25 protein-coding genes and 1 tRNA gene are annotated in these 24505 nt (G+C 72.2%); 13 read left to right on the forward strand and 13 right to left on the reverse strand.

Going from position 1 to position 24505, the window contains the following annotated elements:
• Nucleotides 1-18 precede the first annotated feature (18 nt).
• On the reverse strand, nt 19-303 hold the full coding sequence (locus AB0K25_RS24650) for a hypothetical protein (RefSeq protein WP_208569925.1): 285 nt from the start codon (nt 301-303) through the stop codon (nt 19-21).
• A gap of 514 nt (nt 304-817) precedes the next feature.
• On the opposite strand from AB0K25_RS24650, the gene AB0K25_RS24655 reads away from it, so the two are divergent.
• The gene (locus AB0K25_RS24655; RefSeq protein ID WP_219470819.1) at nt 818-1210 is read left to right on the forward strand and encodes a hypothetical protein; all 393 of its coding nucleotides are present in this window, start codon (nt 818-820) and stop codon (nt 1208-1210) included.
• A gap of 241 nt (nt 1211-1451) precedes the next feature.
• On the opposite strand, the gene AB0K25_RS24660 is transcribed toward AB0K25_RS24655, so the two are convergent.
• A complete protein-coding gene (locus AB0K25_RS24660) occupies nt 1452-3710 on the reverse strand; it encodes an ATP-binding domain-containing protein (RefSeq protein WP_357538031.1) in 2259 nt (752 codons plus the stop codon).
• Nucleotides 3711-4085: 375 nt separating this feature from the next.
• On the reverse strand, nt 4086-5270 hold the full coding sequence (locus tag AB0K25_RS24665) for a sigma-E factor regulatory protein RseB domain-containing protein (RefSeq protein WP_363822959.1): 1185 nt from the start codon (nt 5268-5270) through the stop codon (nt 4086-4088).
• A gap of 94 nt (nt 5271-5364) precedes the next feature.
• On the opposite strand from AB0K25_RS24665, the gene AB0K25_RS24670 reads away from it, so the two are divergent.
• A complete protein-coding gene (locus AB0K25_RS24670) occupies nt 5365-6021 on the forward strand; it encodes a response regulator transcription factor (protein WP_208569879.1) in 657 nt (218 codons plus the stop codon).
• 41 nt (nt 6022-6062) lie between these two features.
• Nucleotides 6063-7622 carry an ATP-binding protein gene (locus AB0K25_RS24675; protein WP_363823008.1) on the forward strand — a complete coding sequence of 520 codons (1560 nt, stop codon included), beginning with the start codon at nt 6063-6065 and terminating at the stop codon, nt 7620-7622.
• 234 nt (nt 7623-7856) lie between these two features.
• Here AB0K25_RS24675 and AB0K25_RS24680 read toward each other — a convergent pair whose 3' ends face one another.
• Both AB0K25_RS24680 and AB0K25_RS24685 read right to left on the reverse strand, forming a co-directional pair.
• Nucleotides 7857-9704, reverse strand: a complete 1848-nt coding sequence (locus AB0K25_RS24680; protein WP_363822962.1) for a tetratricopeptide repeat protein — start codon at nt 9702-9704, stop codon at nt 7857-7859.
• Nucleotides 9705-9761: 57 nt separating this feature from the next.
• Complete coding sequence (locus tag AB0K25_RS24685) at nt 9762-10223, reverse strand: MarR family transcriptional regulator (RefSeq protein WP_208569877.1); 462 nt, start codon at nt 10221-10223, stop codon at nt 9762-9764.
• A gap of 50 nt (nt 10224-10273) precedes the next feature.
• Between AB0K25_RS24685 and AB0K25_RS24690 the strand changes: the two genes are divergently transcribed.
• Both AB0K25_RS24690 and AB0K25_RS24695 read left to right on the forward strand, forming a co-directional pair.
• Nucleotides 10274-10795, forward strand: coding sequence for a VOC family protein (locus AB0K25_RS24690; protein ID WP_208569876.1), 522 nt, complete (start codon nt 10274-10276; stop codon nt 10793-10795).
• Between the two features lie 24 nt (nt 10796-10819).
• Nucleotides 10820-11824, forward strand: a complete 1005-nt coding sequence (locus AB0K25_RS24695; protein WP_219468940.1) for a hypothetical protein — start codon at nt 10820-10822, stop codon at nt 11822-11824.
• Here the strand turns inward: AB0K25_RS24695 and AB0K25_RS24700 are convergent.
• The 4 genes from AB0K25_RS24700 to AB0K25_RS24715 form a co-directional block, all read right to left on the reverse strand.
• A complete protein-coding gene (locus AB0K25_RS24700) occupies nt 11784-12314 on the reverse strand; it encodes a potassium channel family protein (RefSeq protein ID WP_219468943.1) in 531 nt (176 codons plus the stop codon). The genes AB0K25_RS24695 and AB0K25_RS24700 overlap by 41 nt on opposite strands.
• Nucleotides 12315-12440: 126 nt before the next feature.
• Nucleotides 12441-12620, reverse strand: coding sequence for a DUF4236 domain-containing protein (locus tag AB0K25_RS24705; RefSeq protein WP_208569874.1), 180 nt, complete (start codon nt 12618-12620; stop codon nt 12441-12443).
• A gap of 110 nt (nt 12621-12730) precedes the next feature.
• Nucleotides 12731-13186 carry an Rrf2 family transcriptional regulator gene (locus AB0K25_RS24710; RefSeq protein WP_208569873.1) on the reverse strand — a complete coding sequence of 152 codons (456 nt, stop codon included), beginning with the start codon at nt 13184-13186 and terminating at the stop codon, nt 12731-12733.
• A 7-nt stretch (nt 13187-13193) separates the two neighbouring features.
• The gene (locus AB0K25_RS24715; protein WP_357538002.1) at nt 13194-14108 is read right to left on the reverse strand and encodes an AraC family transcriptional regulator; all 915 of its coding nucleotides are present in this window, start codon (nt 14106-14108) and stop codon (nt 13194-13196) included.
• A 158-nt stretch (nt 14109-14266) separates the two neighbouring features.
• Here AB0K25_RS24715 and AB0K25_RS24720 point away from each other — a divergent pair, with 158 nt between their 5' ends.
• A complete protein-coding gene (locus tag AB0K25_RS24720; protein ID WP_219468949.1) occupies nt 14267-15043 on the forward strand; it encodes a glucose 1-dehydrogenase in 777 nt (258 codons plus the stop codon).
• A gap of 167 nt (nt 15044-15210) precedes the next feature.
• Here the strand turns inward: AB0K25_RS24720 and AB0K25_RS24725 are convergent, their stop codons facing one another.
• Nucleotides 15211-15642, reverse strand: coding sequence for an SsgA family sporulation/cell division regulator (locus tag AB0K25_RS24725; RefSeq protein ID WP_053653619.1), 432 nt, complete (start codon nt 15640-15642; stop codon nt 15211-15213).
• A 272-nt stretch (nt 15643-15914) separates the two neighbouring features.
• On the opposite strand from AB0K25_RS24725, the gene AB0K25_RS24730 reads away from it, so the two are divergent.
• On the forward strand, nt 15915-16562 hold the full coding sequence (locus AB0K25_RS24730) for a TIGR02611 family protein (RefSeq protein ID WP_208569870.1): 648 nt from the start codon (nt 15915-15917) through the stop codon (nt 16560-16562).
• Nucleotides 16563-16619: 57 nt separating this feature from the next.
• A tRNA-Val gene (locus AB0K25_RS24735) sits at nt 16620-16691 on the forward strand.
• A gap of 137 nt (nt 16692-16828) precedes the next feature.
• Here the strand turns inward: AB0K25_RS24735 and AB0K25_RS24740 are convergent.
• Nucleotides 16829-17011 carry a hypothetical protein gene (locus AB0K25_RS24740; RefSeq protein ID WP_219468953.1) on the reverse strand — a complete coding sequence of 61 codons (183 nt, stop codon included), beginning with the start codon at nt 17009-17011 and terminating at the stop codon, nt 16829-16831.
• Nucleotides 17012-17145: 134 nt separating this feature from the next.
• Between AB0K25_RS24740 and AB0K25_RS24745 the strand changes: the two genes are divergently transcribed.
• The 4 genes from AB0K25_RS24745 to AB0K25_RS24760 all read left to right on the forward strand — a co-directional run bounded on the left by AB0K25_RS24745 (nt 17146) and on the right by AB0K25_RS24760 (nt 21704).
• A complete protein-coding gene (locus tag AB0K25_RS24745) occupies nt 17146-18342 on the forward strand; it encodes a helix-turn-helix transcriptional regulator (RefSeq protein WP_219468956.1) in 1197 nt (398 codons plus the stop codon).
• Nucleotides 18343-18833: 491 nt separating this feature from the next.
• A complete protein-coding gene (locus AB0K25_RS24750) occupies nt 18834-19130 on the forward strand; it encodes a hypothetical protein (RefSeq protein WP_219468959.1) in 297 nt (98 codons plus the stop codon).
• Between the two features lie 139 nt (nt 19131-19269).
• Complete coding sequence (locus AB0K25_RS24755; protein WP_219468962.1) at nt 19270-19464, forward strand: helix-hairpin-helix domain-containing protein; 195 nt, start codon at nt 19270-19272, stop codon at nt 19462-19464.
• Between the two features lie 284 nt (nt 19465-19748).
• On the forward strand, nt 19749-21704 hold the full coding sequence (locus AB0K25_RS24760) for a hypothetical protein (RefSeq protein ID WP_363822974.1): 1956 nt from the start codon (nt 19749-19751) through the stop codon (nt 21702-21704).
• A gap of 19 nt (nt 21705-21723) precedes the next feature.
• Here the strand turns inward: AB0K25_RS24760 and AB0K25_RS24765 are convergent, their stop codons facing one another.
• Both AB0K25_RS24765 and AB0K25_RS24770 read right to left on the reverse strand, forming a co-directional pair.
• Entirely contained in the window at nt 21724-22302 is a 579-nt protein-coding gene (locus AB0K25_RS24765) for a hypothetical protein (RefSeq protein ID WP_219468968.1), read from the reverse strand.
• 352 nt (nt 22303-22654) lie between these two features.
• On the reverse strand, nt 22655-23674 hold the full coding sequence (locus AB0K25_RS24770; protein ID WP_219468970.1) for a class 1 isoprenoid biosynthesis enzyme: 1020 nt from the start codon (nt 23672-23674) through the stop codon (nt 22655-22657).
• Between the two features lie 381 nt (nt 23675-24055).
• Between AB0K25_RS24770 and AB0K25_RS24775 the strand changes: the two genes are divergently transcribed.
• The gene (locus tag AB0K25_RS24775; protein ID WP_219468973.1) at nt 24056-24487 is read left to right on the forward strand and encodes a hypothetical protein; all 432 of its coding nucleotides are present in this window, start codon (nt 24056-24058) and stop codon (nt 24485-24487) included.
• Nucleotides 24488-24505 lie beyond the last annotated feature (18 nt).

The following is a 24505-nucleotide window of genomic DNA, read 5'->3' on the forward strand; positions in this document are numbered from 1 at the left end:
TGCTCGGGTCAGCTACGGTCAGCGACGACCCTTGCGCTCCGCGCCGGAACGCCGTGCCGAACCCGCCTTCGCCAGGCCCCGGCTCACCAGGTAGGCGCCGGTCAGGGCGGTCAGGAACCACCACGCCTGCGTCGGGTTGTTGATGTTCAGGCCGTTCGTGGCGGTACCACGCCAGAAGGCGGAGATCACCACGACCGCGACTGCGGCGGCGTACACCCAGAACTCGGTCGTCAGGAACGACTGCTTGGTCTCCGTACCCGGAGACGGCATCGCTTCCCGGTGCCCGTCGTGCATCATCGGCATCTGCCGGGTCTGCTCGTTCATCATGGCGTTGCGCTGGGCGGTGTCCATCGGCCGGTTCATGGGCCTGGTGGATGCAGCCTGCGTGCTCATCTGGTCCTCCTCAGGATTTGATGAGTACCTGCGCTCCCTCACCCCGCTACCGCGGTCGGCCACGGCACGGTTCGCCTGCTGTGGCGGGGGCACCCTGGGTCTACCCCCCGACGGCGAGCAGGTAACACCGGCTCCGGCCGAAATTCCGCCGCCGCCGGGCCAGCCCTCCGGTGCCCCGACCGTGGTACGCGGCGACGCCGCGCCGACCCAGCTCCGGTCCGCCCGGGCCGAAGCGGGGTGCGGCCCACGCGTGGTCGGGGCGGGTGCGGTCCGCCCGGGGGCGGGGCGGGGTGCGGTCGCTGTCTCGACCGCCTGCTGCTGACCTGGTCCCCGGGGCTGGATGCGGTGTTTGGTCGTGCGGGCCACGGGCACGCAGCGGGTTCCGCCGAGACTCTGCGAGGTGATGGACGTGCGCGACGACGACATGATGCGGAACTCCACCCGTAAGGCCGAGGAGCGGCTCACCGCCGGGGTGTACGGCCCCGGGGCGCTCGACGAGGTGACCGTGCCCCGGGTCGACGTGACCAGAGCCCTCCAGGAGGACGACCCGGACGACGTGGCCGACGTGCCGATCGACCCGGAGGTATTGCGCGACGGTGGCCCGACCCGGGGCCAGGGGGCGGTGACCACCACCGGCGGCACCGCCGGCCCGGCCAGTGTTCGGCGGGTGGCCCGGCAGCCCGGACGACACCCGGGCACGGTCGCACCGACGACCACCGGCGACGCCACCACCGGCGGGCTGAGCACTCCGACCGGCGGCCCCGTCAGTGACCAGTCGGCCAGCGCCGTCGAGATCGGCGACTTCTCCGACGACTGACCGCACTGCTGGAGGGGCACCCGCCCCATGATCACGCTCGAACATGGATGTAGTGGTCTCCTCTCGCCGGGAGGCCACTACATCCATGTTGCAGCACGGTCTTGCCGATCACGGGCCCGGTGCGTCGGGGCCGGGGTCGGGCGTCGAAGGGGTCGGGCATCGAAGGGTGGGCGTCGAGGGATCGGGCGGACCCCACGGCGGTCGCCCGGTGAACGCGGTGGCCCTCTTCGAGAGGTGGGGGTCAAGGGGTCGGGCGGAGCACCCCCAGGCGTTGGGTGGCGCGGGTCAGCGCGACATAGAGGTCATTGCGGCCCCGGGGGGACTCGGCGACGATCCCGTCCGGGTCGACCACCAGCACCGAGTCGAACTCCAACCCCTTGGCCTGGCCGACGGTGAGCAGCACCACCCGGCTCTCCAGCTCGGGCTGCTCGCCGACCGCCGCCTCGGGCAGCGCGGCCAGCAGTACACCCGCCAGCTCGTCGGCCCGCCCGACCGGCACGATCACCCCGAGCCGCCCCTCCCGGTCATCCGGGCGGGCATCCGCACCGCCACCGTCCAGCCCGGCGGCCTCCCGACGGGCCGCCTCGACCAGTTCCACGCCGAGCCGGCCCGGCTCGACGGTCCGGTCCCACGGCGGCACCCCGCTGTGGCGTACCGAGCGGGGTGGGCGCAGCTGCGGGTCGATCCCGGCGAGCACCTCGGCGGCGACCGCCATGACCTCCGCCGGGGTGCGGTAGCTGACGGTCAGCTCCTCCAGCCGCCAGCGCCGCGCCACGTACGGTTCCAACGCCTCGGCCCAGGACGGGGTGCCGGCCAGCGCACCGGTCTGCGCCACGTCCCCCACGATCGTCATCGACCGGCTCGGACAGCGGCGCATCAGCAGCCGCCAGGCCATCGGGGTCAACTCCTGCGCCTCGTCCACGATGATGTGCCCGAACGCCCAGCTCCGGTCGGCGGCGGCCCGCTGCGCGGTGGTCAGCCGGTCGGTCTCCTCCTGCCGTTCCAGCAGCCGGTCGGCGTCGATCAGGTCGGTGACACCGAGGATCTCACCGCCTTCGGCCTCGTCCTCCACGTCGATCGAGCGGGAGCCCCGGGCGATCTCCAGCACACCCTCGGCGTACTCGCGTTGGAAGGAGCGGATGCGTTCCCGGCGGGCGGTTGCGGCCCGCTCGTCCTCGCCGAGCAGTTCGGCGGCCTCGTCCAGCAGCGGCACGTCGGCCGGCGTCCAGCCGTCGCCCGGCGGCCGGTGCAGCAGGGCACGTTCGTCGTCGGTGAGCATCGGCGCGGCGGCGGCGATCCGCTCCGGCGAGGCGTACAGGTCGGCGAGTAGCCGCTGCGGGGTGAGCACCGGCCAGAGCTGGTCCAGCGCGGCGGTGACCTCCGGTTCCTCGCGCAGTTCCCGGCGGATCTCGGCGCGGTCCGCCTCCTCCAGCAGGTTGTCCCCGCCGAGCGGATCGGCCCCGATCCGCTCGGCGACCTGCTCGGCGAGGGCGTGTACGACCTCGATGTCGAACAGGGCACGGGCCAGGTTGTGCGGGCGGTCGGTGCGCCGGACCCGGTCCCGGGCCAGGCGTACCGTCTCCGGGTCCAGCCGCAGCACCTCCCGCTGGGGCAACTCGATCTCCAGCGGCGCGTCGGGCACCCACTGCCTGTCCCGGACGGCGGCGGCGAGCACCTCGGCCAGCACCGACCGACCCTTGAGTGCGGCGGTGCGGGCCGGTTCGGCGCGGCGGGCGCTGACCCCGGGGAAGAGGTCGCCGGGGGTGCTGAGCAGCACCCCCGTCTCGGCCAGGGCCGGCAGCACCTGGGAGATGTAGCGCAGGAAGGTGGCGTTCGGCCCGACCAGCAGCACGCCCCGGGTGGAGAGCTGCTGGCGGTGGGTATAGAGCAGGTACGCGGCGCGGTGCAGCGCGACGGCCGTCTTGCCGGTGCCGGGGCCGCCCTGCACGACCAGCACCCCGGGCAGGTCGGCCCGGATGATGCGGTCCTGCTCGACCTGGATGGTCTCGACGATGTCCCGCATCCGGCCGGTCCGGCCGGCGTTGAGCGCGGCGAGCAGGGACGCCTCACCGGTCAGCTCCTCGTGCCCGGTGGGGGAGGCGGTCTCGATGTCGAGCACCTCGTCGTTGAGGCCGGTGACCTTCCGTTCCCGGGTACGCAGGTGCCGCCGCAACCGGACACCCTGCGGGTTGGCGGCGGTGGCGAGATAGAACGGCCGGGCGGCGGGAGCGCGCCAGTCCATCAGCAGCGGTTCGTAGTCGCCGTCGGTGTCGAAGATGCCGATCCGGCCGACGTAGTGCCGGCTGCCGTCGGCCCCGTCGAGCCGACCGAAGGCCAGCCCCTGTTCGACCGCCGAGAACTGCTCTACCTGGTCGGCGTACATCCGCACGGCGCTGTCACGTTGCGAGCGGTCCTGCAGGGTGCCGCCGCCGGTGCGCAGCTCGTCGGTGAGCCGTCGGGTGGCCTGCTCACGCAGGTCGTCCAGCCGGCCGTAGAGCATCGAGACGTACTCCTGCTCGCGGCCGATCTCGTCGTCGGGTTGCCGCAGCTCGTCCGGGTGCGTTGACAAGCCGTCTCCTCGTCGATTAAAATCGCTTCTGGAATGGCTTTGTGCCATTCCTTTTTGTATTTCGGGAACTGTTCAAGATACCGCCTGCGTCGGCACTCCACCAAGCCTTCACCCTGCCCCGGCCGACGCCACCTTCCCGTGGCACACCGCAGGGCGTCCCACCCGGTGTGTTGCCACCCTCCCGGCAGGCGAGGTCGGCGCTGCCGGGGTCGGACACGCCGACGGGGGCCTGTACCGGCACACGCCGACGGGGGCCCGTACCGGCTCGCGCCGGCCCGGACCCCCGAGGGTCGTAGCGTGCAGGATTCAGCCCCGCGCGGCCTGGTACAGCCGCTCCGGGGTCACCGCCCCGGCGAGCACCCGCCCGTCGTCGGTGAGTAGCACGCTGAACAGCTTCCCGGCGAACAGCCGGCCGCTGCCCCAGTCCCCGCTGACCTTCGGCAACCCGTTGAGCATGTCGAGGGCCTGCGCCGCGCCGGGTCCGTCGGCCGGTCCCGGCTTCGCCGCGTCACCGACCGGGGTGCGCGCCGCGTCCGCCGCGTCCGTCCGCGCCACCAGCACGGTGGTCCAGCCGGTCCCGACCGTACGCAGACCGGCGTCGTCGCCCGCCCCGGGCTTCGCCGCGGCCCCGGCCTTCCGGTGCGCGTCGGCCTTCGACCCGGCCCTGTCCTTCGACCTGGCCCCGTCCTTCGACCCGGCCACCGCACCCGGGAGGTCGCCGGTCGCCTCGGTCACCTTCACCCCGGGCGGCGGGTTGAAGGTGAACTGGTCGGCGTCCGGCCGGCGGTAGTCGACCTGGGTGAAGGCCATCTCGAAGGCCGGCTGGTCGGCACCGTTGGCGAGCACCTCGAACCGCAGCGGCACGTGCTCGGTCGCGTCGATGGCGATCCGCACCTGGTGCACCAGGGACGCCTGGTCACGCGGGGTCAGCACCAGCTCGTACGCGTCCCGACCGGCGACGGTGGCCGACCGGCCGGTGGTGACCAGCGTGCTCGGGTCGACGGCGGCCAGCGCCCGCTCGGCGGCCTCCTTCGGGGTGACCGGCAACGCGCCCTCCGCCGCCCGCCCGGTCGACTCCGGCAGGGTCCGGTGGGTCGCGGTGTTGGCCTTGCTGTCCCAGGTCCACACGTCCCGGCCGGAACGGATGACGTCCCGCTCACCGAGGGTGTCGAGCAACGCGACCCGCTGCCGGTCCGGACCCGAATACCAGACCCGCAGGGTGTGCGTGCCGCTGAGCAGCGCGGCATCCCCACCGGCCAGGCCGACCAGTTTCGGCAGCCCGAGATCGGCGCGCTGCACCACCGTGCCGGAGAGCCCGTCCAACCGGGCGGTCTGCAGGTCGACGAGCAACTGGGCGGCGCTGCGCGGCGGCAGCGCGGGTTCGGCGTTCGCGGCGAACGTGCCGATCGCGGCACCTCCGCCCACGACGGTGACCGCGGCGGCCAGTGGCACCAGCCACCGCAGGGTGGAACGGTTCTTCAGTACGGACATGGGGCACCTCCTGGGACCATCCTGCCCGTCGGGTGCTGTGAGCCGGCTGAGGACGGCGTCCCGGTCGGTCGCGTCGGGGTGGCACGCTGGGATGATGCGGGTGCTGGTGGTGGAGGACGAGACGCGGCTGGCGGCGGCGTTGCAGCGCGGCCTGACCGCCGAGGGGTTCGTGGTGGACACGGCGGGCACCGGGCCGGCCGGGCTGGACGCCGCCCGGCACGGCGGATACGACGCCATGATCCTCGACGTGATGCTCCCCGGCCTGTCCGGCTACGAGGTGGTCCGCCGGTTGCGCGCCGACGAGTGTTGGCTGCCGGTGCTGATGCTCTCCGCCAAGGACGGCGAGTACGACCAGGCCGACGGGTTGGACTGCGGGGCCGACGACTACCTGACCAAACCCTTCTCGTACGTGGTGCTGGTGGCCCGGCTGCGGGCGTTACTGCGCCGGGGCGCCCCGGAACGGCCGACCGTCCTCGCCGTCGGGGACCTGAGACTGGACCCGGCCCGCCGCCGGGTCACCCGCGCCGACACCGAGGTGGTGCTCACCGCCCGGGAGTTCGCACTGCTGGAGTACCTGATCCGCCGCCCCGGCGAGGTGATCTCCAAGACCGAACTGCTCGACCACGTCTGGGACGCCAGTCTGCGTACCGCACCCAACGCGGTCGAGGTGTACGTCGGCTACCTCCGCCGCAAGATCGGCCGGGACCGGTTGGAGACCGTCCGGGGTGCCGGCTACCGGTTGACCTCGTGAGACGCCCCCGCTGGCCGGTGCTCGGCCTGCGCGCCCGGCTGATGGTGCTCGGCGTGGCCGGCCTCTCCGTGGGGCTGGCCCTCGGCGGGGTGGTGCTGCTGGTCGCGCTCGGCTGGACGCTGCAACGCACCGTCGACGAGGAGGCGTTCCGCACCGCCGACGCGGTCGCCCGGCTGGCCGGCGAGAACGCCCTGCCCGACCCGCTGCCGGTGGCCGGCGGGCAGCTCCGGGTACAGGTGGTCGACTCCGCCGGGCGGATCCGGGCCGCCTCCATCGACGCCGACCGGCTGGTGCCGATGGTCCGTCCCGACCAGCTCACCGGCACCGGCCGGCAACGCACCGTGGTGCCCGGCCAACGCCTCGGCTGGGAGGGGCCGGTGCGGGTGGTGGCGGTGCCCGCCCAGTCCGCGGGGGAACCGTTGACCGTCCTGGTGGGCCGCTCCACCGTCGACATCCGACACGCCACCCAGGCCGCCCGGACCGTGCTGCTGGTCGCCTTCCCGCTGCTGGTGGGGCTGCTCGCGGTGGTCGCCTGGCGGGTGGTCGGGGCGACCCTGCGGCCGGTCGAGGCGCTGCGCAGCGGGGCAGCCGAGATCACCGGCCGGGACGCGGCCGACCGGCTGCCGGTGCCCGCCTCCCAGGACGAGATCCACCGGCTGGCGGTCACCCTCAACGACATGCTGGACCGGCTGGAGGCGGCCCGTGCCCGGCAACGGTCGTTCCTCGCCGACGCGGCACACGAGCTGCGCAGCCCGCTGACGAACATGCGTACCGAGCTGGAGGTGGCCCAGCGCCTCGGCGACCGCACCGACTGGCCGGTCGTCGCCACCGACCTGCTCGCCGACACCGAACGGCTGGGTCGGCTCGTCGACGACCTGCTGCTGCTGGCCCGACTCGACGAGCAGCCGACACCGGGGGCCGGTCACGCCCGCGAGGCGGGGCCGGTGGAGCTGGGCGGGTTGCTCGCCGAGGTCGCCGCCCGCTGGCGGGGCCCACCGCCCTCCCCCGCGACGGAGCCACCGGACGGGGACGACCCGTCCACCCCACCCGGGGCCGGCCCTTCGTCTGTCCCGTCGGATGTGGTCAGCCGGTGCGTTCCGGCTGGTGTCGGCGTTCCGCCTGTTCCGTCGGGTGGGGGCAGCTCATCGGTGCTGTCGGGTGGGGGCAGCGCGACCGTCCCGCCGGGTGTCGGGGATCCGTCCGGGCCGCCGGTCGTGCTCGTCGCTGCGGCGTCGGGGCCGGTATGGACGGTTGGCGTCCCCGACGAACTGCGCCGGGTGCTGGGCAACCTGGTCGACAACGCCGTCCGGCACGCGCGTACCCGGGTCGTGCTGGCCGTCGAGTCGACGACGGACGGGGCGTACCACCTGGTGACGGTGACCGACGACGGGCCGGGCATCCCGGTGGCGGACCGGGACCGGGTGTTCCGCCGGTTCACCCGGCTGGACGAGGGCCGGGCCCGGGACGCGGGCGGCGCCGGGCTCGGCCTGGCCATCGTCCGGGAACTGGTCCGCCGGGGTGGCGGCACGGTCGACCTCACCGACGCGAAACCCGGCCTGACAGTCCGGCTCCACCTCCCGACCCTCCCAGACCCCGACTAACCACCCCCACCCACCCCCACCCCCACCCCCACCCGAGTTGATCAAGAGGTTTGCGTCAGGATTTTCGTTGTGGGTGACGCAAACCTCTTGATCACCGCCGCGTCCAACCGATTGCCTGGGTGATCAAGAGGTTTGCGTCAAAGATCGAGGGTGGGGTGACGTAAAGCTCTTGATCAACTCCGGCGGGGGCGGGGGCGGGGGCGGGGAGGGGGGAGGCGGGAGGGGGGAGGGGGGTTAGCGGCGGGTGGTGCAGATGCGTTTGGCGCGGGCCACGACGTCGGTGGACCAGACCACGGCGACGGTGAAGCAGTAGTTGGTGGTGCGGTCCAGGCCGTGTACGACGAAGTTGTCGGTGCCGGGCGGCAGGGTCTGGAACGGGCGGGGATCCTGCCCGGCCTTGGCGGCGGAGAGGATCACCGGCCCCTCGCTCCCGGCCGGGTACGTCCAGGTCAGGGTGATGCCGTCGGGTCGGTCGCGCAGCGTCACCTTGCCTGGTGGGGTCCCCGGTGAGGCGGGTGGGACGGCGTTCGGCGTCGCGGCGGTCGGCGTTGCCCCGCTCGGTGCGACGGGCGGCGGGTCGTCGGAACTGCCCACCTGGGACACCCCGGCGATCACCGCGATCGCGCCCAGCAGCACCACCGCGACCCCGACCGCCACCAGCGGTACGGCACCCGGGCGGCGTGGGGGCGGGGCGTGCCGGCGCGGCACCAGCACGGGCAGCAGTCGGGACGGGTCCACCGGCGGCTCCGCCGGCACGACCCGGCGTACCCCGGCGGCCTCCTGCCCGGGGTGGCCCGGCGGCGGGGCGTAGGGGAATTCCCGCCGGTCGCCGGTCACCCCGGACCCGGCCGTCGTGGTGGCCGACTCGGGCGGCCAGTGACCGTCGTCCCCGCCCCAGCCTGACCTGGCCGAATAGCCAGAGCCAGCCGAATGGTCCGACCCGGCCGAATAGCCCGACCCTGCCGAATAGCCCGACCCGGCCGAGGTTTCCGATGTCGCCGGATGGTCGGACGTCGAGGGATGGCCGGATGCCGCCGGATAGCCAGGCGTCGTCGGATAACCCGATGCCGCCCGATGGTCCGACGTGGCCGGATAGCCGGTGCCGCCGGGGTGTCCGGTGCCGTCACGGGTGGGGTAGCCGGCGCCGGTCGGCTGGTCGGGGGGGTCGAAGCCCGCCGGGTGACCGAAAGCGGTGGGCCGCCCGGTGCCCTGCGGGTAGCCGGTGTCGTCGGGGGGTAGCCGCTGGCCGGGCACCGTCGGCGGGTACGCCTCGTCGGCGGGCACCACCCCGGCCGACCAGGCCGACAGGTCGGGGGGCCCTTCGGCGGGTGGTGGGGTACGGGCGGCCGGCACCACCGGCGCGTCGCGTTCCGGGGTGGGCTCGTCGTCGCAGACGTGATCCGGGTCGGCAGCCGCCCGGGCCAGCGCGGCGACCTGCCGGGCCAGCGGGTCGTCGGCGGCCAGGTGCTGGCGGGCCAGCTCGCGGGCGAGAGCGAGGTTGTCGTGCGCCTCGTCGAAACGGCCGCAGTCGCGTTGCATCGCACCGAGCCGGGCGAGCATCTTGATCCCGCTGGCGTGCCCGTCGCCGTAGACCTCGCGGTGCAGCTCCCACGCGTCCTGGAGGCGTTCGCGGGCCTGGGCGCACTGGCCCCGGGCGTACTCCACGGTGGCCAGGTCGGCGTGCGCGGCGAGCACCCGCAGCGACTCGGGGCCGTCCCAGGCGGTCAGCTCCAGGATCACCTCGGAATAGAGCCGGGCGGCGCGGGCGTCGCTGCCGACCCGGTGCAGCACCGCCGCCAGGGTGGCCGCCGTGGAGATGGTCCGCTGGTCGGAGATGCCGTACAACCGGCTCGACGCCGCGTACGCGAAGGCGGCCCAGCCGCGTGCCGAGTGTGGTTCGCCGAGGGTGACCAGCAGTCGGGCCTGGAGGCCGGCGGCCTCGGCCAGCTCGGGGGAGGCGTGGTCGGGACGGGGGTCCGCGTCGGTCAGCGCGTCGGCCAGCAGACGCTGGGCGCCGGCCAGGTCGCCGGCGGACACCAGGTGCTGCGCCTGGAGGGTCAGTTCACCGAAGCCGGAAGACACGCCCCATCGTGCTTGGCCGGCAACCGTTAGTACAACCCTTGCCGGTCGGCAACTTGGTCAAGAACCGGTCAGGTGGGCGACCAACGTCTCGCTGATCCGGCGCAGCTGGTCCACCTGGGCGGGGCTGAGCGCGTCGAACAGGTGCCGGCGTACCCCCTCGACGTGGCCGGGCGCGGCGGCGGCGAGGGCCGCGAAACCGTCGTCGGTGAGGACGGCGATCTGGCCGCGCCGGTCGGTGGGGCACTCGTCGCGGCGGACCCAGCCGGCGGTCTCCAACCGGGCGACGGCGTGCGAGAGTCGGCTGCGTGACGAGCCGGTGAGGTCGGCCAGCTCGCTCATCCGCAGCCGTCGGTCGGGCACCTCGGAGAGCCGGACCAGGATCTCGTAGTAGGCGTGCGGCATCCCGGCGTCGCGTTGCAGCTCGCGGTCGAGGGTGTCGCTCAGCGCCCGGGAGGCGGTCAGGAAGGCACGCCAGGTCTGCTGCTCGTCGTGGTCCAGCCAGCGGGTCATGACCGTCATCATAGCCGCAATGGTTGAACGCTCAACCAAAGCGCGCTACCGTGGGTGGCATGGGAATCCACCGCCTCAACCACGCCGTGCTCTACGTCTCCGACCTGCGTCGCAGCATCGACTTCTACCGCGACGTGCTGGGCTTCCGCCCGGTGCCGATGACCCCGGACGGGTTCCGGGGCGCGGCCTTCCTCCAGGCCCCCGACTCGACCAACGACCACGACCTCGGCCTGTTCGAGATCGGCGCGAACGCCGGCCGCTCGCAGGCCGGCCGGGCCACCGTCGGCCTCTACCACCTGGCCTGGGAGCTGGACACCCTCGACGAGCTGGCCGCGACCGCGCAGCGGCTGGCCGCCGCCGACGCCCTGGTCGGCACCTCCGACCACGGCACCACCAAGAGCCTCTACGGCCGCGACCCCGACGGGTTGGAGTTCGAGATCGTCTGGATCGTCCCGGCCGACCAGCTCGACGAGGACACCCTCGCCGCCCGCAAGCGGATCGGCCGGCTCGACCTCGACCGCGAACGGGCCCGCTACGGCGGCCAGACCCGGGGCGGGGTGGGGATCTCCGTCCCGGTCTGAACGGCCGTAGGGTAGAACGACAGCATGTCGATCGACGCCGTCCTGCCGGAGCTGCTCGTCCGCCAGCTCGACCACTGGCTGCCGGGGGCGCTGCACCGCTCCCGGCGGGCCACCCTCGCGCTGGCGTACGCCGGTGATCCGGGCAGCGCCGAGGCGGCCCTGCGGGTGGTGGCCGGCCACGCCGACCGGCTCCGGGGCCGGCGGCTCACCGTGCTGGTGCTCGCCGACGGCGGCCCCGAACTGCCCGCCCGGCTCGGCGTCGTCGGGGCCGGCCTGCCCGGTGACGTGGCCGTGCACGTGGTGCCCGGCGACCCGGCCCGGCTGCCGGTGGCACTCAAGGCGGCCGGCGCGGCGGGCGCACCGCTGCTCACCCTGGTCGACGGTGTGCCGCCGGACCGGGCGCTGCTGGCCGCCACGACCACCGGCCGACCGGCCGAGGTGCTGCTCACCGCCGCCACGACCACCGCCCTGCGGCCGGCCCTGACCGCCGCCGGGTTTCCGCTGGTCGCCGAGGTCGAGCTGGTGCCCGTCGACGGGTCACCGGCCAGCAGGGTGGCCTTCGGCACCGGGCTGGACAGGAGCCTGGAGGCGTTCAAGGACGCCCTCTGGGCCGCCGCCGGGTCCGGCGCCGCCGACAGGTCCAGGGTCACCCACGGGCCCGGGGCGGGCGACGAGTCCAGGGTCACCGACGGGTCCGGGGCCGCCGACGGGTCCATGGTGACCGGCGGGGGCGCTGCGATCCGCTACCGCGACCCGGCCGGCGGGCTGCTCGACGTCGCCGGGCCACCGGCGGCCGGTCCGTTGTGCGGCGAACTGCTCGCCGAGTTGACCCGGCACGGCCCGCGTACGGTGACCGAGCTGCGGCGGCACGCGCTGACCGCGACGGCGTACCGGGCGGTGGACGCCGGGCGCGCGCTCACCGAGCTGCTCGACACCGGTGCGGTCAGCCGGGACCCGGAGCACGGGCGGCTCGGCGGGGACGTGCTGATCAGCGCGGTCCCCGCCCCGGCCGCCCGGTCAACTGCCTGACCACGATGGACGCCCCGGTGGCGATCACCCCGATGCTGAACACCATCTGCACGCAGACGATCGCCTTGGCGAGCTGCCCCTGGGCGTGTACGTCGCCGTAGCCGACGGTGGTGAGGGTGGTCAGGGCGAAGTAGAGCGCGTCCAGCCGGGTGTGCAGCCCGGAGAACTGGTCCGGCCCGCTGCCCGCCACCACGTAGTCGGCCACCGCGAAGGCGAGCAGCCCGGCGACCAGCGCCACCACCAGGCGGCTCAACGACCGGACCTCGTCCTCGCCGACCGGGGCACCGGCACCGAGTTGACGGCCCACCTGGCGGGTCACCAGAAAGGTGACCACGGCGATCAACAGCAGGGTGCCCACCGCGCGCAGGGTCAGCCGCAGGCCGTTCGGATCAGGCTCCAACGGGATCAGGAAGTAGCTGACCAACAGCAGGGCGCAGGCCGCCAGGGTGTGCCGGCGTGCCCGCGCGTAGCTCCCGTCGTCGCGTGCCATGCGGCGATTCTGCTCCGTAGGGGCGGGGCCGACCCGGCGAATCCGGAACCCGACCGGTGCCCTACCGGGGCACAGACGTCGAACGGGACACCGGTGAACCACCGGTGCCCCGTTCGACGAAGGACGTCACGCCCGGGATTTGTCCTGCTTCCAGGACAGCGGCCCCGGCAGGTCGACGCGGTGCGCCTTGGCCTTGGAGTTCCAGGACCAGCGGCCGATCTTGATGCTCCACGACGAGAAGCCGTTCTCGGTGAAGTTCAGGATGATCGGCCCGTACTTCTTGCGCTTACGAAACATCAGGCCCATCGTGGCGCTCCCTTCGCGTTTCCTGTCGTCGTTGCCGTCTCAACCCGGTAGATGCCCGCATCCACCAAATCCGAAACCTGCTCCGGTCCGAGCTGGACGGACGCGGTGACTCAGCGCGGCTCCCACGCGTCGGGCAGGGTGGTCAGCCGCCGCACGTGCGTCGGGAGCCGGCCGCTGACCACCTCGGCGAGGCTCACCTCGTCGAGCACCTGTCGGACGGCGGCGCGGACGGCCACCCAGAGCCGGGGAAGGTTCTCCGCCGAGCCCTCGTACCGGGTCTCCTCGGGGCGCAGCCCGCGTACCCCGGCCAACGGGCCCTCGACGGCGCGCAGGATCGCCCCGACGGTGACCTCGCGCGGCGGTCGGGCCAGGGTGTAACCGCCCTCGGCGCCGCGCTGCGCCCGGACCACGCCGGCCCGACGCAGGTCGGCCAGGACAGCTTCGAGAAACTTGCGCGGCATGTCCTGCTCGCTGGCGATCGCCTGGGTGGAGAGCAGGGAGGGGTAGGCGGTGGCCAGGCTCAGGGCCGCTCGAACCGCATAGTCGCCGCGCGCGGAGATCTGCACCCTGCCATCATGCCCGTCCGGCGGGGGTGCAGGGGTCGCCGGGTCGACGTGGCGCGACGATCCGCTGCGGTGACCGCCCCCGGGCGGCCCGGAACGCACCCGGGCTCACCCCCACCTCCCGGGTGAAGAACCGGCCGAAGTTCGTCGGCTCGGGGAAGCCGAGCTGGCGGCCGATCCGGGCCACCGGCTCGTCGGTGGCGGCGAGCAGCCGGCGGGCCTGGAGCGCGACCCGCTCGTCGACCACCTGCTTGGCGCTGCGCCCGGTCACCGCCAGACAGGCCCTGGTCAGGGTACGCACCGAGCAGCCCAGGCGGGCCGCATAGTCCTCCACCCGGCGGGTGTACGGGTAACCCGCCTCCACCTCCCGGCAGAACCGGCGGAACGTGGCCGCCTCGGTCCGCTGCGGATCGGTGTCGTCGGGTGCCCGTTCGGAGTCGCGGGCACCGGGCAGCAGGGCCAGCCGGATGAGCAGGACGGCGAGCTGGTGCCGGAGCAGGGCGCGGGCGGCCGGGTCGTCCCGGTGCCGCCGGTGGTCCACCACGAGTTGGGAGACCTCGTTGATGACGGCGTCCTCGTCCTCACCGGTCAGCTGGTGGTGGTGCGGCACCGCGGCGGGGTCGACGTCCAGCCCGTGCAGGGCGTCGGCGTGCCAGCGCAGCACGATCGCGTCGAGCCGCGCGGGACAGCGCAACACCTGGCCGGGCGTGGCCCGCAGCAGGGTGCCGGGCCGGCAGGGCAGCGCGTGGAAGTCCAGCTCGACGATGCCGTGCCCACCGGTGACCAGGATGAGCAGATCGTTGTCGAGCAGGACCGGCCGGGGTTGGCCGGCGCCGGGGGTGAGGTCGCCCAGCTCCAAGATGTCGATCTCGGGGCTGGGCAGGTCGGGACGGGTTGCCGGGGGGAGCTGACCGGAAGGGACCATCGTCTTCGACCGTAACCGGGGACGGCCGGGGTCGCATCCCGGCGACGGGACCCGGTCGCGCTCCCGGGTGGCCCGGTCGACCGTCGCGGGGTTGTCCGCCCGCCGGGGCCGGGCTACGTTACCGATCGGTAAGGACTGCGACGTGCGATGGGGTGCTCATGACGGATCTGTTCTCGGTCGACGGCAAGACGGTCCTGGTCACCGGCGGCTCCCGGGGGATCGGGCTGATGATCGCCCGGGGCTTCGTCCGGGCCGGGGCCACCGTGGTCATCTCGTCCCGCAAGGCAGACGTGTGCGAGGCGGTGGCCAAGGAACTGTCCGCCGAGGGGCGCTGCGCGGCGATCCCCGCCGATCTCAGCGACGACGCGGGCGCCGAGGCCCTCGCCACCGCCGTCGGCGAACGGTACGACCGGCTCGACGTGCTGGTCAACAACGCGGGCGCGACCTGGGGTGCGCCGCTGGAGTCGTACCCGGACGCCGCGTTCGACAAGCTCTGGTCGGTCAACGTGAAGGCGGTTTTCCGGCTCACCACCGCACTGCTGCCGCTGCTGCGCGCGGCAGCCGACGACGACGACCCGGCCCGCGTGATCAACATCGGCTCCATCGACGGCCTCCGGGTGCCGGCCATGGAGGTGTACGCGTACTCCGCGACGAAAGCAGCCGTGCACATGCTCACCCGCAGCCTGGCCCACCAGCTCGCCGCTGAGCGGATCACGGTCAACGCGATCGCCCCGGGCCCGTTCGACAGCAAGATGATGGCCTTCGCCCTGGACGACCCGGCGTCGCGGGCGGCAATCGCCCAGCAGGTGCCGCTCGGTCGGATCGGCCGCCCCGAGGACATGGCCGGCACGGCGATCTACCTGTCGTCGCGGGCCGGGGCGTACCTGACCGGCGCGGTGATCCCGGTGGACGGCGGCATCACCACCCACGGCTGACCGGCGTACCCGACGGGTGGCCGGCCGGGCCCGGGGGCCGGCGGTCGGGCCGCGTACCGGCGGGCCAGGTCGCGTACCGGCGGCGGGGGTCGCAATGGTGCGGACTGGAAGTGGACGGCCGGAGCCGCGCGGACTCGGCAGATCCGCGCGGCTCCGGTACGGGTCGGTCAGCGGCCGGCGAGCAGCCGGGTCACCGCCGTGTCGACGTCCAGGTGCTCGGCCTCCCGGCCGCGCGGGACGACGACGTAGGTCCGGCGCAGGAAGCGCACCAGCACGCTGCGCGGGACCTCGAACAGGGCGTTACCGTCGGGCGACGACAGGGCCAGCGCGACGAAGTCGCCGCGCGGGGTGGCCCAGGGCCAGACCCGGACGTCGCCGATGCCGGCCGGCTCGTCGAGGCCGGTGACCAGCAGTTCGCGGGCGAAGGACCAGCTCACCGCCTCGCCCCCGGCCGATTCGGCGTGGAACAGGACATGGACCGCATACGGGTCAGCAGGGTCGTAACGCAGGCTGGCACGCACCGGCAATGCGGTGGCGTCAGGCGCGACGAGCCTTAGCGACGTCTCGACCTCTACGGTCGTCGGTCGGATGACACTCATGGACGTTCTCCCCCCGGCACCGCTGCGGAACGCGCGTGTCCCGCTTTTCCCATACTCAGGTGCTACTGCTGGCTACGCTCCGCCATACGCTGACTTCACCCAGTGGTGGGAAGGGGGTCCGAATCGCCGTGAGAATGTGAGAATTCTTGTAGGATTTCCGGTTCTGCCCAGTCGGGAGCCCGTCCGAAGTCGGGTGGTTCAGTCGTCGACTTACTCCGGTAACGTCCAGTGGTCTGCGCAAGTGACGGTCCAGGACGACACTGGGGGGTGAAATGGCCACGAAACGTTCCTCAGTGGATGCGGTGAGTACGGCCGAGTCGCCGAAAGTAGGGGCCCGAGCAGCCAAAAGGCGGGGTGACAGGGTGCCGATCACACCATCGGACCGGGACGGTCGGACGACCTCCGACACCGGTCGCACCGCCGGTGCCTCCCGCGCCGCCCGAGGCCGGTCCCGACCGGCCGCCAACGGTCGGGCCCGGGGCGGCGCGGGCCGGTCGGGCCGTACCGCCCTGGCCGCCCGTCCCACCGGCTGGCGCTGGCGGCTGCGCACCACCCTTGAGCTGATCCGGGCCAACCCCACCGGCCGGGTCGCCCTCAAGATATTCATCGCCGTCGCCGGGGCGCTCGTGGTGACCGTCGGCATCGCCCTCATCCCGTTGCCCGGCCCCGGCTGGCTGATCGTCATCGCCGGCCTCGCCATCTGGGCCGTCGAGTTCCACTGGGCCCGCCGACTGCTCGGCTTCACCCGCCGCCACGTCCACGCCTGGACCCGGTGGGCCACCACCAGGTCGCTGCCGGTGCGGTTCCTGCTCGGCTCCGTCGGCCTGGTCTTCGTCGCCGTGGTGCTCTGGCTCTCGCTCAAGTACAGCCTCGGCATCGATTTGGTCGCCCAACTGCTCCGCTACCTCGCCACGACCTGAACTGGCACCCCGGGTTTTTGGCTCCGCCCCACGATCGGGTAGAGTCAACGGCGCTGAGGGCGATTAGCTCAGTGGGAGAGCGCTTCGTTCACACCGAAGAGGTCGCTGGTTCGATACCAGCATCGCCCACCCTCGATATGCAAAGCTCAAGGCCCCTCGATCGAGGGGCCTTGAGTCGTTTCTGTCGATCAATACCGGTCGAGAGGCAGCGAGAAGGCAGGTGCCGGCGGCAGGCCGGTGACGCCCTTCTGTGCAACGGCAGTGGCTCAGCTCGCTGTCAGCGGGTCTGAGGCGTACCCCTGCTCCACGCACAGTGTCGCCTCGGGGTAGTGGGCGAGCACCTTCGCGCCGTCGCGCTGCGGGTCGGCCAGGCCCACCGTGACGCACCGGCCGAAGTCGGTGCCGCAGGCGGCGAGCGCGGGGAGTAGCGCGGCCAGGCGGCGGTGCATGGTCGGACCTCCAGTGGTACGGCGGGCTGCGCCCTTCGGGCACGACGGGTACAACGAACCGGCCGGTGGTCGGGGTACCGTCCGACGAGGTGGCGACCGGGTGTCGCCTGGCCCGGTGAGCTTGGAGCGGCGCTATGGTCTCGTCTGCCGACCCGCGCTTCGGTGTAGCTCTGCGTGAGTTTCGGGAGCAGCGTGGTCTGTCGCTTCGTTCCCTGGGGCAGCGTGCTCATCGGAGTAAGAGCCATCTGCACGAGTTGGAGACGGGACTCAAGGCTCCGACAGTCGACACGGCTTGTCACCTGGATCGGGTTCTCGACGCGGGAGGTGCACTCGCGCGGTTGGTGGATGCGCCGACCGACCATGCGGCCGAGGCCGGCGAGCTGAGGGCCAGAGTCGCCGCCAGCGATGTCAGCGCGGACGTGCTCGACCGGATCGAGCAGGGCGTTGACGATCTCGCCAGTGCCTACCCGACGATGACACCGACGGGTCTCCTGCCGTTGGTGCGGCGGCATCTCTCCTACGTCGGGCGGTTGTTGGAGGGGAGGGTGACGCTCGCGCAACGGAGGCGGTTGTTGGTTGCCGGTGGCTGGTTGGCGGTGCTGCGGGCGACGGTTCACATCGACCTGCGGCAACGGACTGCTGCGGTCGCCCACCTGCGAGCCGCTCGTGACCTTGCCGAACATGCTGAGCACGGCGAGATCCAGGCGTGGTGCCTCGAAACCCGGGCCTGGGATGTGCTGACTCAAGGTGACTACCAGGGAGCACTCGATCTCTCCCGTCAAGCGCAGCGGGTCGCTCCGAAGGGGAGTTCCGCCCGCATTCAGGCGACTGCTCAGGAGGCTCGCGCCTGGGCGCGGATCGGCGATGTCGGTGCGACTCGCCGAGCGTTGGACCGGGTGGAGCGGCTGACGGCGAATCTGCCCGTTCCTGAGCGGGCCGAGCACCACTATCGCTACGACCCGGCCAAGGCTGCCGCGTACGCGGCCACGACTTTGGCGTGGGCGGGTGACCCCGGTGCCGAGCAGGTGGCGCGGGCGGTGTTGGCCGAGCTGGACCCGTACGGCGATGGGGGAGCGCGGCCCCGCCGGTCCGCGTCGGCCCGCCTCGACCTCGGTCTTGCCCTGGTCGCCGCCGGTCAGCCGGACGAGGCGGTTGCCCTGGGGGCGCAGGCGGTGGCGTCCGGACGGGTGGTGCCGTCGAACTGGTGGCGTGCTGCGGAACTGCTGGCGAAGGTGGAGCAGTCGGGAGTGCCGGAGGCAGTGACACTGCGCGATGTGTGCACCGAGTTCGCACCGGGACGGCGACTATCAGCGGACAGCACACCCGGTTAGCGGACGCTCACCCTCTGGATCGGTGGCCTGCGGAGCATGAGGCTGGACCTCGCTGAAGCCGGGCACGGAACGAGGAACACCAGTGGGGTGCTGCCCTCCATGCCCTGAAGACGGAGGGCCAGCCACATGGCGGTGAACAGCGGACTCCTGCGGCGAATTGTTGGCCGGTGCTTTCCGTCGTCGCCGGTTGTTTCCGGGGTCGGAGAACGCGTCCAGGCAGTGGAGCAGGACGCCGCCCGGCGACGGTTGTTGGACCTCGCGCGCGGCGTACCACCGCGCCCGGCAACGGGTGGGAATGCCATCTCGTCGAAGCAGCGCGTTCCGTACGACGGGTATCTGTCGGCCACGGCGCTGACCCTCGCGCGCCGGCATCGACCGGTCTGGTGTTGGCGGCGATGGCGGTGGGTCTGTCGGTGCGGGGCCGAGCTGCCCTGCCACGTCCGACACCGGATTCCGATCAGCCGTGGGCACTGGCCGACCGAGGAGGAGCAGTGACCAGTCACGGCCCGGTGCCGCCGGTCTGGAGTTGCGGCGGCTGCGACCGGCCCTGGCCGTGCCCCACCCGGCGGCAGGAACTGCGCGCGGAGTACGCCGACGCGCCGGTGTCGTTGGCCCTCCACCTCGGGGCCTGCTTCGTCCGGGCGGCCGGGGACATGCCCTGGGCACCGGCCGGCCCCCTGTACCGCCGCTTCGTCGGCTGGACCAGGCAGCCGCCGGAGGTGCAGCACCGAAGTGCGGTGACCGTGCCAGCCGCACCCGACCGGCACCAGCGCCACCAGGCCGGATGACACCCGATCCGACGGGCCGGGAGTCCACTGTCTGCTGGCCGGGCAACGGTCCGGCCGGGGACCGTAGTGGCCGTCCGGCCTCGTGACACGTTCACGTCGGTGGCTGCGGGTGCGCCTGCGGGTGCGTAGGGTCGGCGACGTGAACGCCTCCCTCGACACCCTGCCGACGATCGGTGCGCCGGCAACGCGTGCGCTGACCGCAGCCGGCTACCCGACGTTGCGCGACCTCGCGGGTGTGCCGCGCGCCGAGTTGGCCGCACTGCACGGGGTGGGGCCGAAAGCGCTCGGGATCCTTCAGAGCGCACTGGAGCAGCACGATCTCAGTCTCGGGTAGGGGTGCGGCCGGGGAAGTGCGCGACGCTGCCGCCAGCCGGTTCGGTTCGGGAACCTCCGGCCGGGCCGGACCGATCGCCTCGCTTTACGCCCTGCGATGGTCATGGCACGCTTCGTAGGCGTGCGGATGCGTGCGGTTTCAGTATGGTGGGAAGGGTAGGTCGACGGGGTTCGATGGCGAACATATGGCGGCGTAGGGCGGCGTATCCACTACTCCTCTGGCTGGTGTTGGGCGCCGTCATCGCGGGCGCGTGGAAAGTGTTCGGTAGCTCCACCCTGCTGACGGTGCTGACGATCCTGTCCACGGCGGCCGCGCTACTGCCGTTGTTCAAGGAAATCCGGTCTGAACGCGACGTCGTGAGCACCCCGGAGCAGGTCGACCAGGCCGTGCGGGTGCTCGCCATCGAGGTGCGCAAGCAGTGGGACGAGGAGTCTCGTCGGCGTCAGCTCCAGGAGACGCGGCAGATGCCGGTCCGCTGGGAGGTGGCGGAACGGCCGAAAGCCCAGTCACCGCTGCCGTCCACCGGGGAGCTGCCGCGGCTGATCGACGAGTTCGTGGGGCAGCCCCGCGCCATGGTGGTCATCGGCGAACCAGGTTCGGGTAAGACGGGCCTGTGCGTCATTCTTGCCCTCGACCTGCTGAAGGAAGCAGCCGAACGAGTTCCGCTGCTGTTGCAGATCGCCTCCTGGGATCCGGCAGAGAACCTCGACAACTGGATGGTCCGGAGACTGGTGGAGGATTATCCGTTCCTGGGTAGCGAGGCGCGGTTCGGCTCCACCGCCGGCAGTGAGATCGTCACCCAGCGCCTGGTGTTGCCGATCCTGGACGGCCTGGACGAGATGGCACCGGCGCTGCGGTCCGTCGCGCTGCGGGCGCTACACAGCGACTGGTCCGACCAGCCTTTCGTGTTGACCTGCCGTACGGAGGAGTTCCTGACGGCCAACGAACAGAACCTGCTCACGGGTCTGCTGGTCGTCCGTCTTCGGCCGCTGGAACCCCAGGCCGCGGCGAACTTCCTGCTCGACGCCAGCGCCGACGCGCGGTTGGAGGAGTGGGAGCCGGTCCTGGCCGACCTGGTCGCCCATCCGTCGAACGACCTGGCACGGACCCTGACCAATCCGCTGATGCTCGCGCTCGCACGTACCGTCTACGAGGCTGAGGACGTGTCGCCGGGTGAGCTGCTCGACAGGGAGCGGTTTCCCCGGCAGCACGACGTCGAGGAGTATCTCCTGGACCGGTTCGTTCCCACGGTGTTCCGTATCCGCCCGTACCGTGGGGTGCCGAATCCGGCCCGGGTTTCCCGTCGGTGGGATCCTGCGGTCGCCCAGCAGGCGTTGGTCTTCCTGGCCATGCATCTCCAGACCCTGGGGACTCGTGACCTCGCCTGGTGGCAGCTCACCCGTGCGGTGCCCCGTCCGGTCCCGCAGGTCGTACGGGTCACGGTGGGCACGCTGGGGTGCGGTCTGCTGGGTTGGGTGATGTTCGGGTTGTTCGGCCGGCCCTTCCTGGGAGCGGCCTTCGGCCTGGGGGTGGGCTTCCTCGCCGCGCTTCCGTTGGGAAGGTTGCGGGACAAGCGGCCGCGTCGGTTCGTACCTCGGATGCTCCGCCGCGCGGATCTGGCTCCGGAGTTTCTGGTTCGGGACATCGGCTTCGGTGTGGTGGGCGCGCTGGTCGGCGGTCTGATCGTCGGTCTGCTGTTCAGCGCCGGATACGGGGTGTTGATCGGTCTGTTCTTCGGCCTGGTGTTCGGAATGGTGCGACGGTTCACCGAGCCGACCGAGACGAAGGAACCGGCCAGTCCGGGCAACGTGTTGCGCGGCGACCGCAGCACCGTGCTGTACGGGACCGTCCTGGGGGCGACGGCGGGTGGGTTGGTCGGCGGCTTCATGGGGGGCATCGTCGGGGCCGAACAGTACGGGCTGATCTATCACCTGACCCCGGTGATGGAGGGACTCCTCGGCGCCTCGGTGGGGCTGCTGCTCGGGGCTGCCGGCCTCGGGATGATGGTCTACGCCACCAGCGCGTGGGCTCAGCTCGTGTTGGCGCGGATCTGGCTGGCGTGGCGTGGCCGAACGCCGCTACGGCTGATGACGTTTCTTGCCGACGCGCACAAGCTCGGCGTGCTGCGCCAGGTGGGGCCGCTCTACCAGTTCCGGCACGGGCTGCTCCAGGACCGTCTGGGGCGGCCGGTACCGGGGCCGGTGGAAACGCCGGAGGCGGAGCCGGCGGTTCGCGGATGACGGTCGGGTGGGGCGGGGATCACGTCGCCCGCGCCGTGGTGAGTTGCACCGGCCCGCTGAGGGACCAGTGCGCCACCCGGCCGGGCCACCGGTCGCCCGACCCGGTGTCGCCCACGCCCGCGACGTAACGGGCCTGCGGAAACCGGATGCGCGCCCAGGTGATGGGTATGTCCACCGGGCGGATCTGCAGGTCGGCCAGACGTCTCCGCACGCTGTCGCTGCCGCGACCGGCACCGTCGCTGCCCCAGTAGCCGAACTCGATTCGCGCCTGCGGCGAGACGTCGGCACCGAGGTCGGTCTGCTGGTGAAGCAACCAGGCCACGTCGGCGGGGTCGGTCAGATCCACCGTGCGGACGGCGGACCGGGTTTCTTCGACGGTCACCTGTACCCGGAGCGCGACCACCTCGAAGGGGTGTCGCCGTAGCAGCTGTGACAGGGCCTCGAGCCAACTCCGTTCGAAGGCCTGTTGTCGCCGTTCGAAGATCACCAGTGCGACGGCACGCGCGAGCGTGTAGCCGATCATCGCGACAGCGGTCCAGGTCGCCAGAACGTGGTCGACCAGCAGACGATCGGCGATCACGGCGAGCGCGGCGGCCACCAGCCAGCCCAGGGTGACGTTACGGGCGTGGGCGAAGGACGACCGGTGGGAGCCGACGGTGAACCGCCGCACGAGCGCGGCCGGCCAGCCCAGTGGTGCCGGGGGTATCGGGACACCCGGCTGTACGCTGCCCGACTCGGCCAGCATCCCCTCTGCTGTCCTCACCGCCTGCCGCCTCTCGCCGGCACCCCTGCCCGCGCTGCCGTCGTGCTCCTCGGCCGCGATGACCACGCGGGCCGCTCGCCTCCCGGGTCCACCGTCCGGGAGCGATCGGCTCTCTCCGGTTCACTCTACCGGCCGCGACCACGCCCCCACCGAACGTGAAGACAAAAAGCTAAATTGTACCCGCGCGTCAGCCGCTGTCATCGGCATGGGGATTCTCCGCCACGGGACCGATGTTCCCTGCCGGCCAGAAGAGCAACCGGTGGGGCCGGCGATCGGTGGGGTCGGGTTCCGCTGCGGGGAGACGCGGGCGGGCGAGGGTGCCGGCTCGCTGCCGGTGCCGGTCGATCAGGTGATGGACCAGCCCACCCGCCAGCATCATGAACAGCATTCCGAACAGTCGGTCACGGCTGCCCCCGGGGTACCGGTGGCGGAACTCCCGGCGTAGGTGCCCGATTCGTCGGCCGGTCTCGAACAGGGTGATCGATCCCAGCGTCACCTCGGTGGTCACGCCGGTGGCGCGGTCCAGCGCCACATCGTGGTAGTCGTCCAACACCTGGAGGACGTCGCCGAGTTCCACGAGTAGCCGCTGGTCGAGCGGTGGCAGCGCCGGCCGGAGCAGCCCGAAGAGCGCTGTCGTGCCGAGCCCGCCCTTGCCGCGGGTGATGCGCCGCAGGGCCTGCCCCGAGACGACGGACCCACGCTGCTGCCGCGACTGGATCTGGAACCGGTGCATCCGGCGAAGCGCCGCATGGACCGGTGCGGAATCCTCGTGCCGCAGCACCGTCTCGATGGCGCGGTAGAGCCCCAACAGCATCGTCTCGGCATCCGACTGTGGCTGGAAGGAACCGCCGTCGAACAGGACCGTCAACCGCTCGTCCAGGTCAGGGGCGCGGAAGTTGTCGAACAGGTCATCGTACACCCGGGTGAAGGAGCTTCCCAGCACGGCCCGGTCGGCCCGGAAGGCGATGCCCGTGGCCTGCGCGTAGCCGGACATGGCCAGACACACCTTGACACTGGTGCCCAGCAGGATCCGCGAGATCTGCCGTCGTCGGCCCACACCGGTGATGCTCGCGTCGATGATCGGCCCCACCGTCCGGTCGAAGACCTCGATGATCCCGTCGACGTCGCGTCTGACGAACCGATACACGCCCGGCCAACCCAGCGCCAGTGGCGCGAGACGCAGTACCGCGACGACCTCAGTGGACACGGCCGGTGCACTCGGGCCGAGCCGACCGGGACGGCCCTGATGATTCTGGACCCGTCACCGCCGGCCACCGTGCCTGCCGGGCGGCCGGTGCGAGTGCGTTGCGGGGATCGATCGTTGCCTAGGGGCTGTTTCACGACTGTGGGGCATGTGTCGACACTATCGAAGAACATCACCGGGTGTGTTCGGCTGATGACGCGCCGGTTCGCAGTGGTGACCTCGGCGCGGGCCGGAGGGGGTCAGCACACGGCCCGGTCGTGAGCTGGGGGACGCCACGACCACTCTCGGCTTCTCCGTCACCGATTGTGCCGGGTGGTCCGGTGGTGCGGCGTACTGAATCGGGGATTCACTGTCTGTCCACTGGGGCGACCTACCCTGCCTGGCATGACATCGAAGCGTTTCGAGTTCCGTCGTGCGGTGGCGACGGTCGTCGCGTCGGTCGGCGCGGTCGCGCTGGTCGTGGCACCGACGACGCCCGCCTCGGCCTCCACCATCCGCGACGGGTGGGTGCAGCTCTGCCCCTGGGGCAACTACCGGGTGCACCTCGAATACCTGACCCTCAACAACCAGACCGTGCAGCTGGGCCCGGTCCTCGACCCGGGGGCCGACTGCTGGTGGGGGCCGGTGCCGACCGGCAGCGAGGCCACCCTGATCTCGGTCGTCGGGCACTTCAACACCAGCACCGACACCTTCCTGGTGATCGGCCCGAACCGGAAGTACGAGACGTTCTACAACGGCGTCACCGGGATCGGCATCGCCGCCGAGGGCACGACCGCCTCCGGTGGCCGTAAGGACGCGCACTACTACCGGTACTGACCCACCCGGAACAGGGGA

This window comes from Micromonospora sp. NPDC049257 (genome assembly GCF_040678915.1).
GTDB lineage: Bacteria > Actinomycetota > Actinomycetes > Mycobacteriales > Micromonosporaceae > Micromonospora > Micromonospora antibiotica.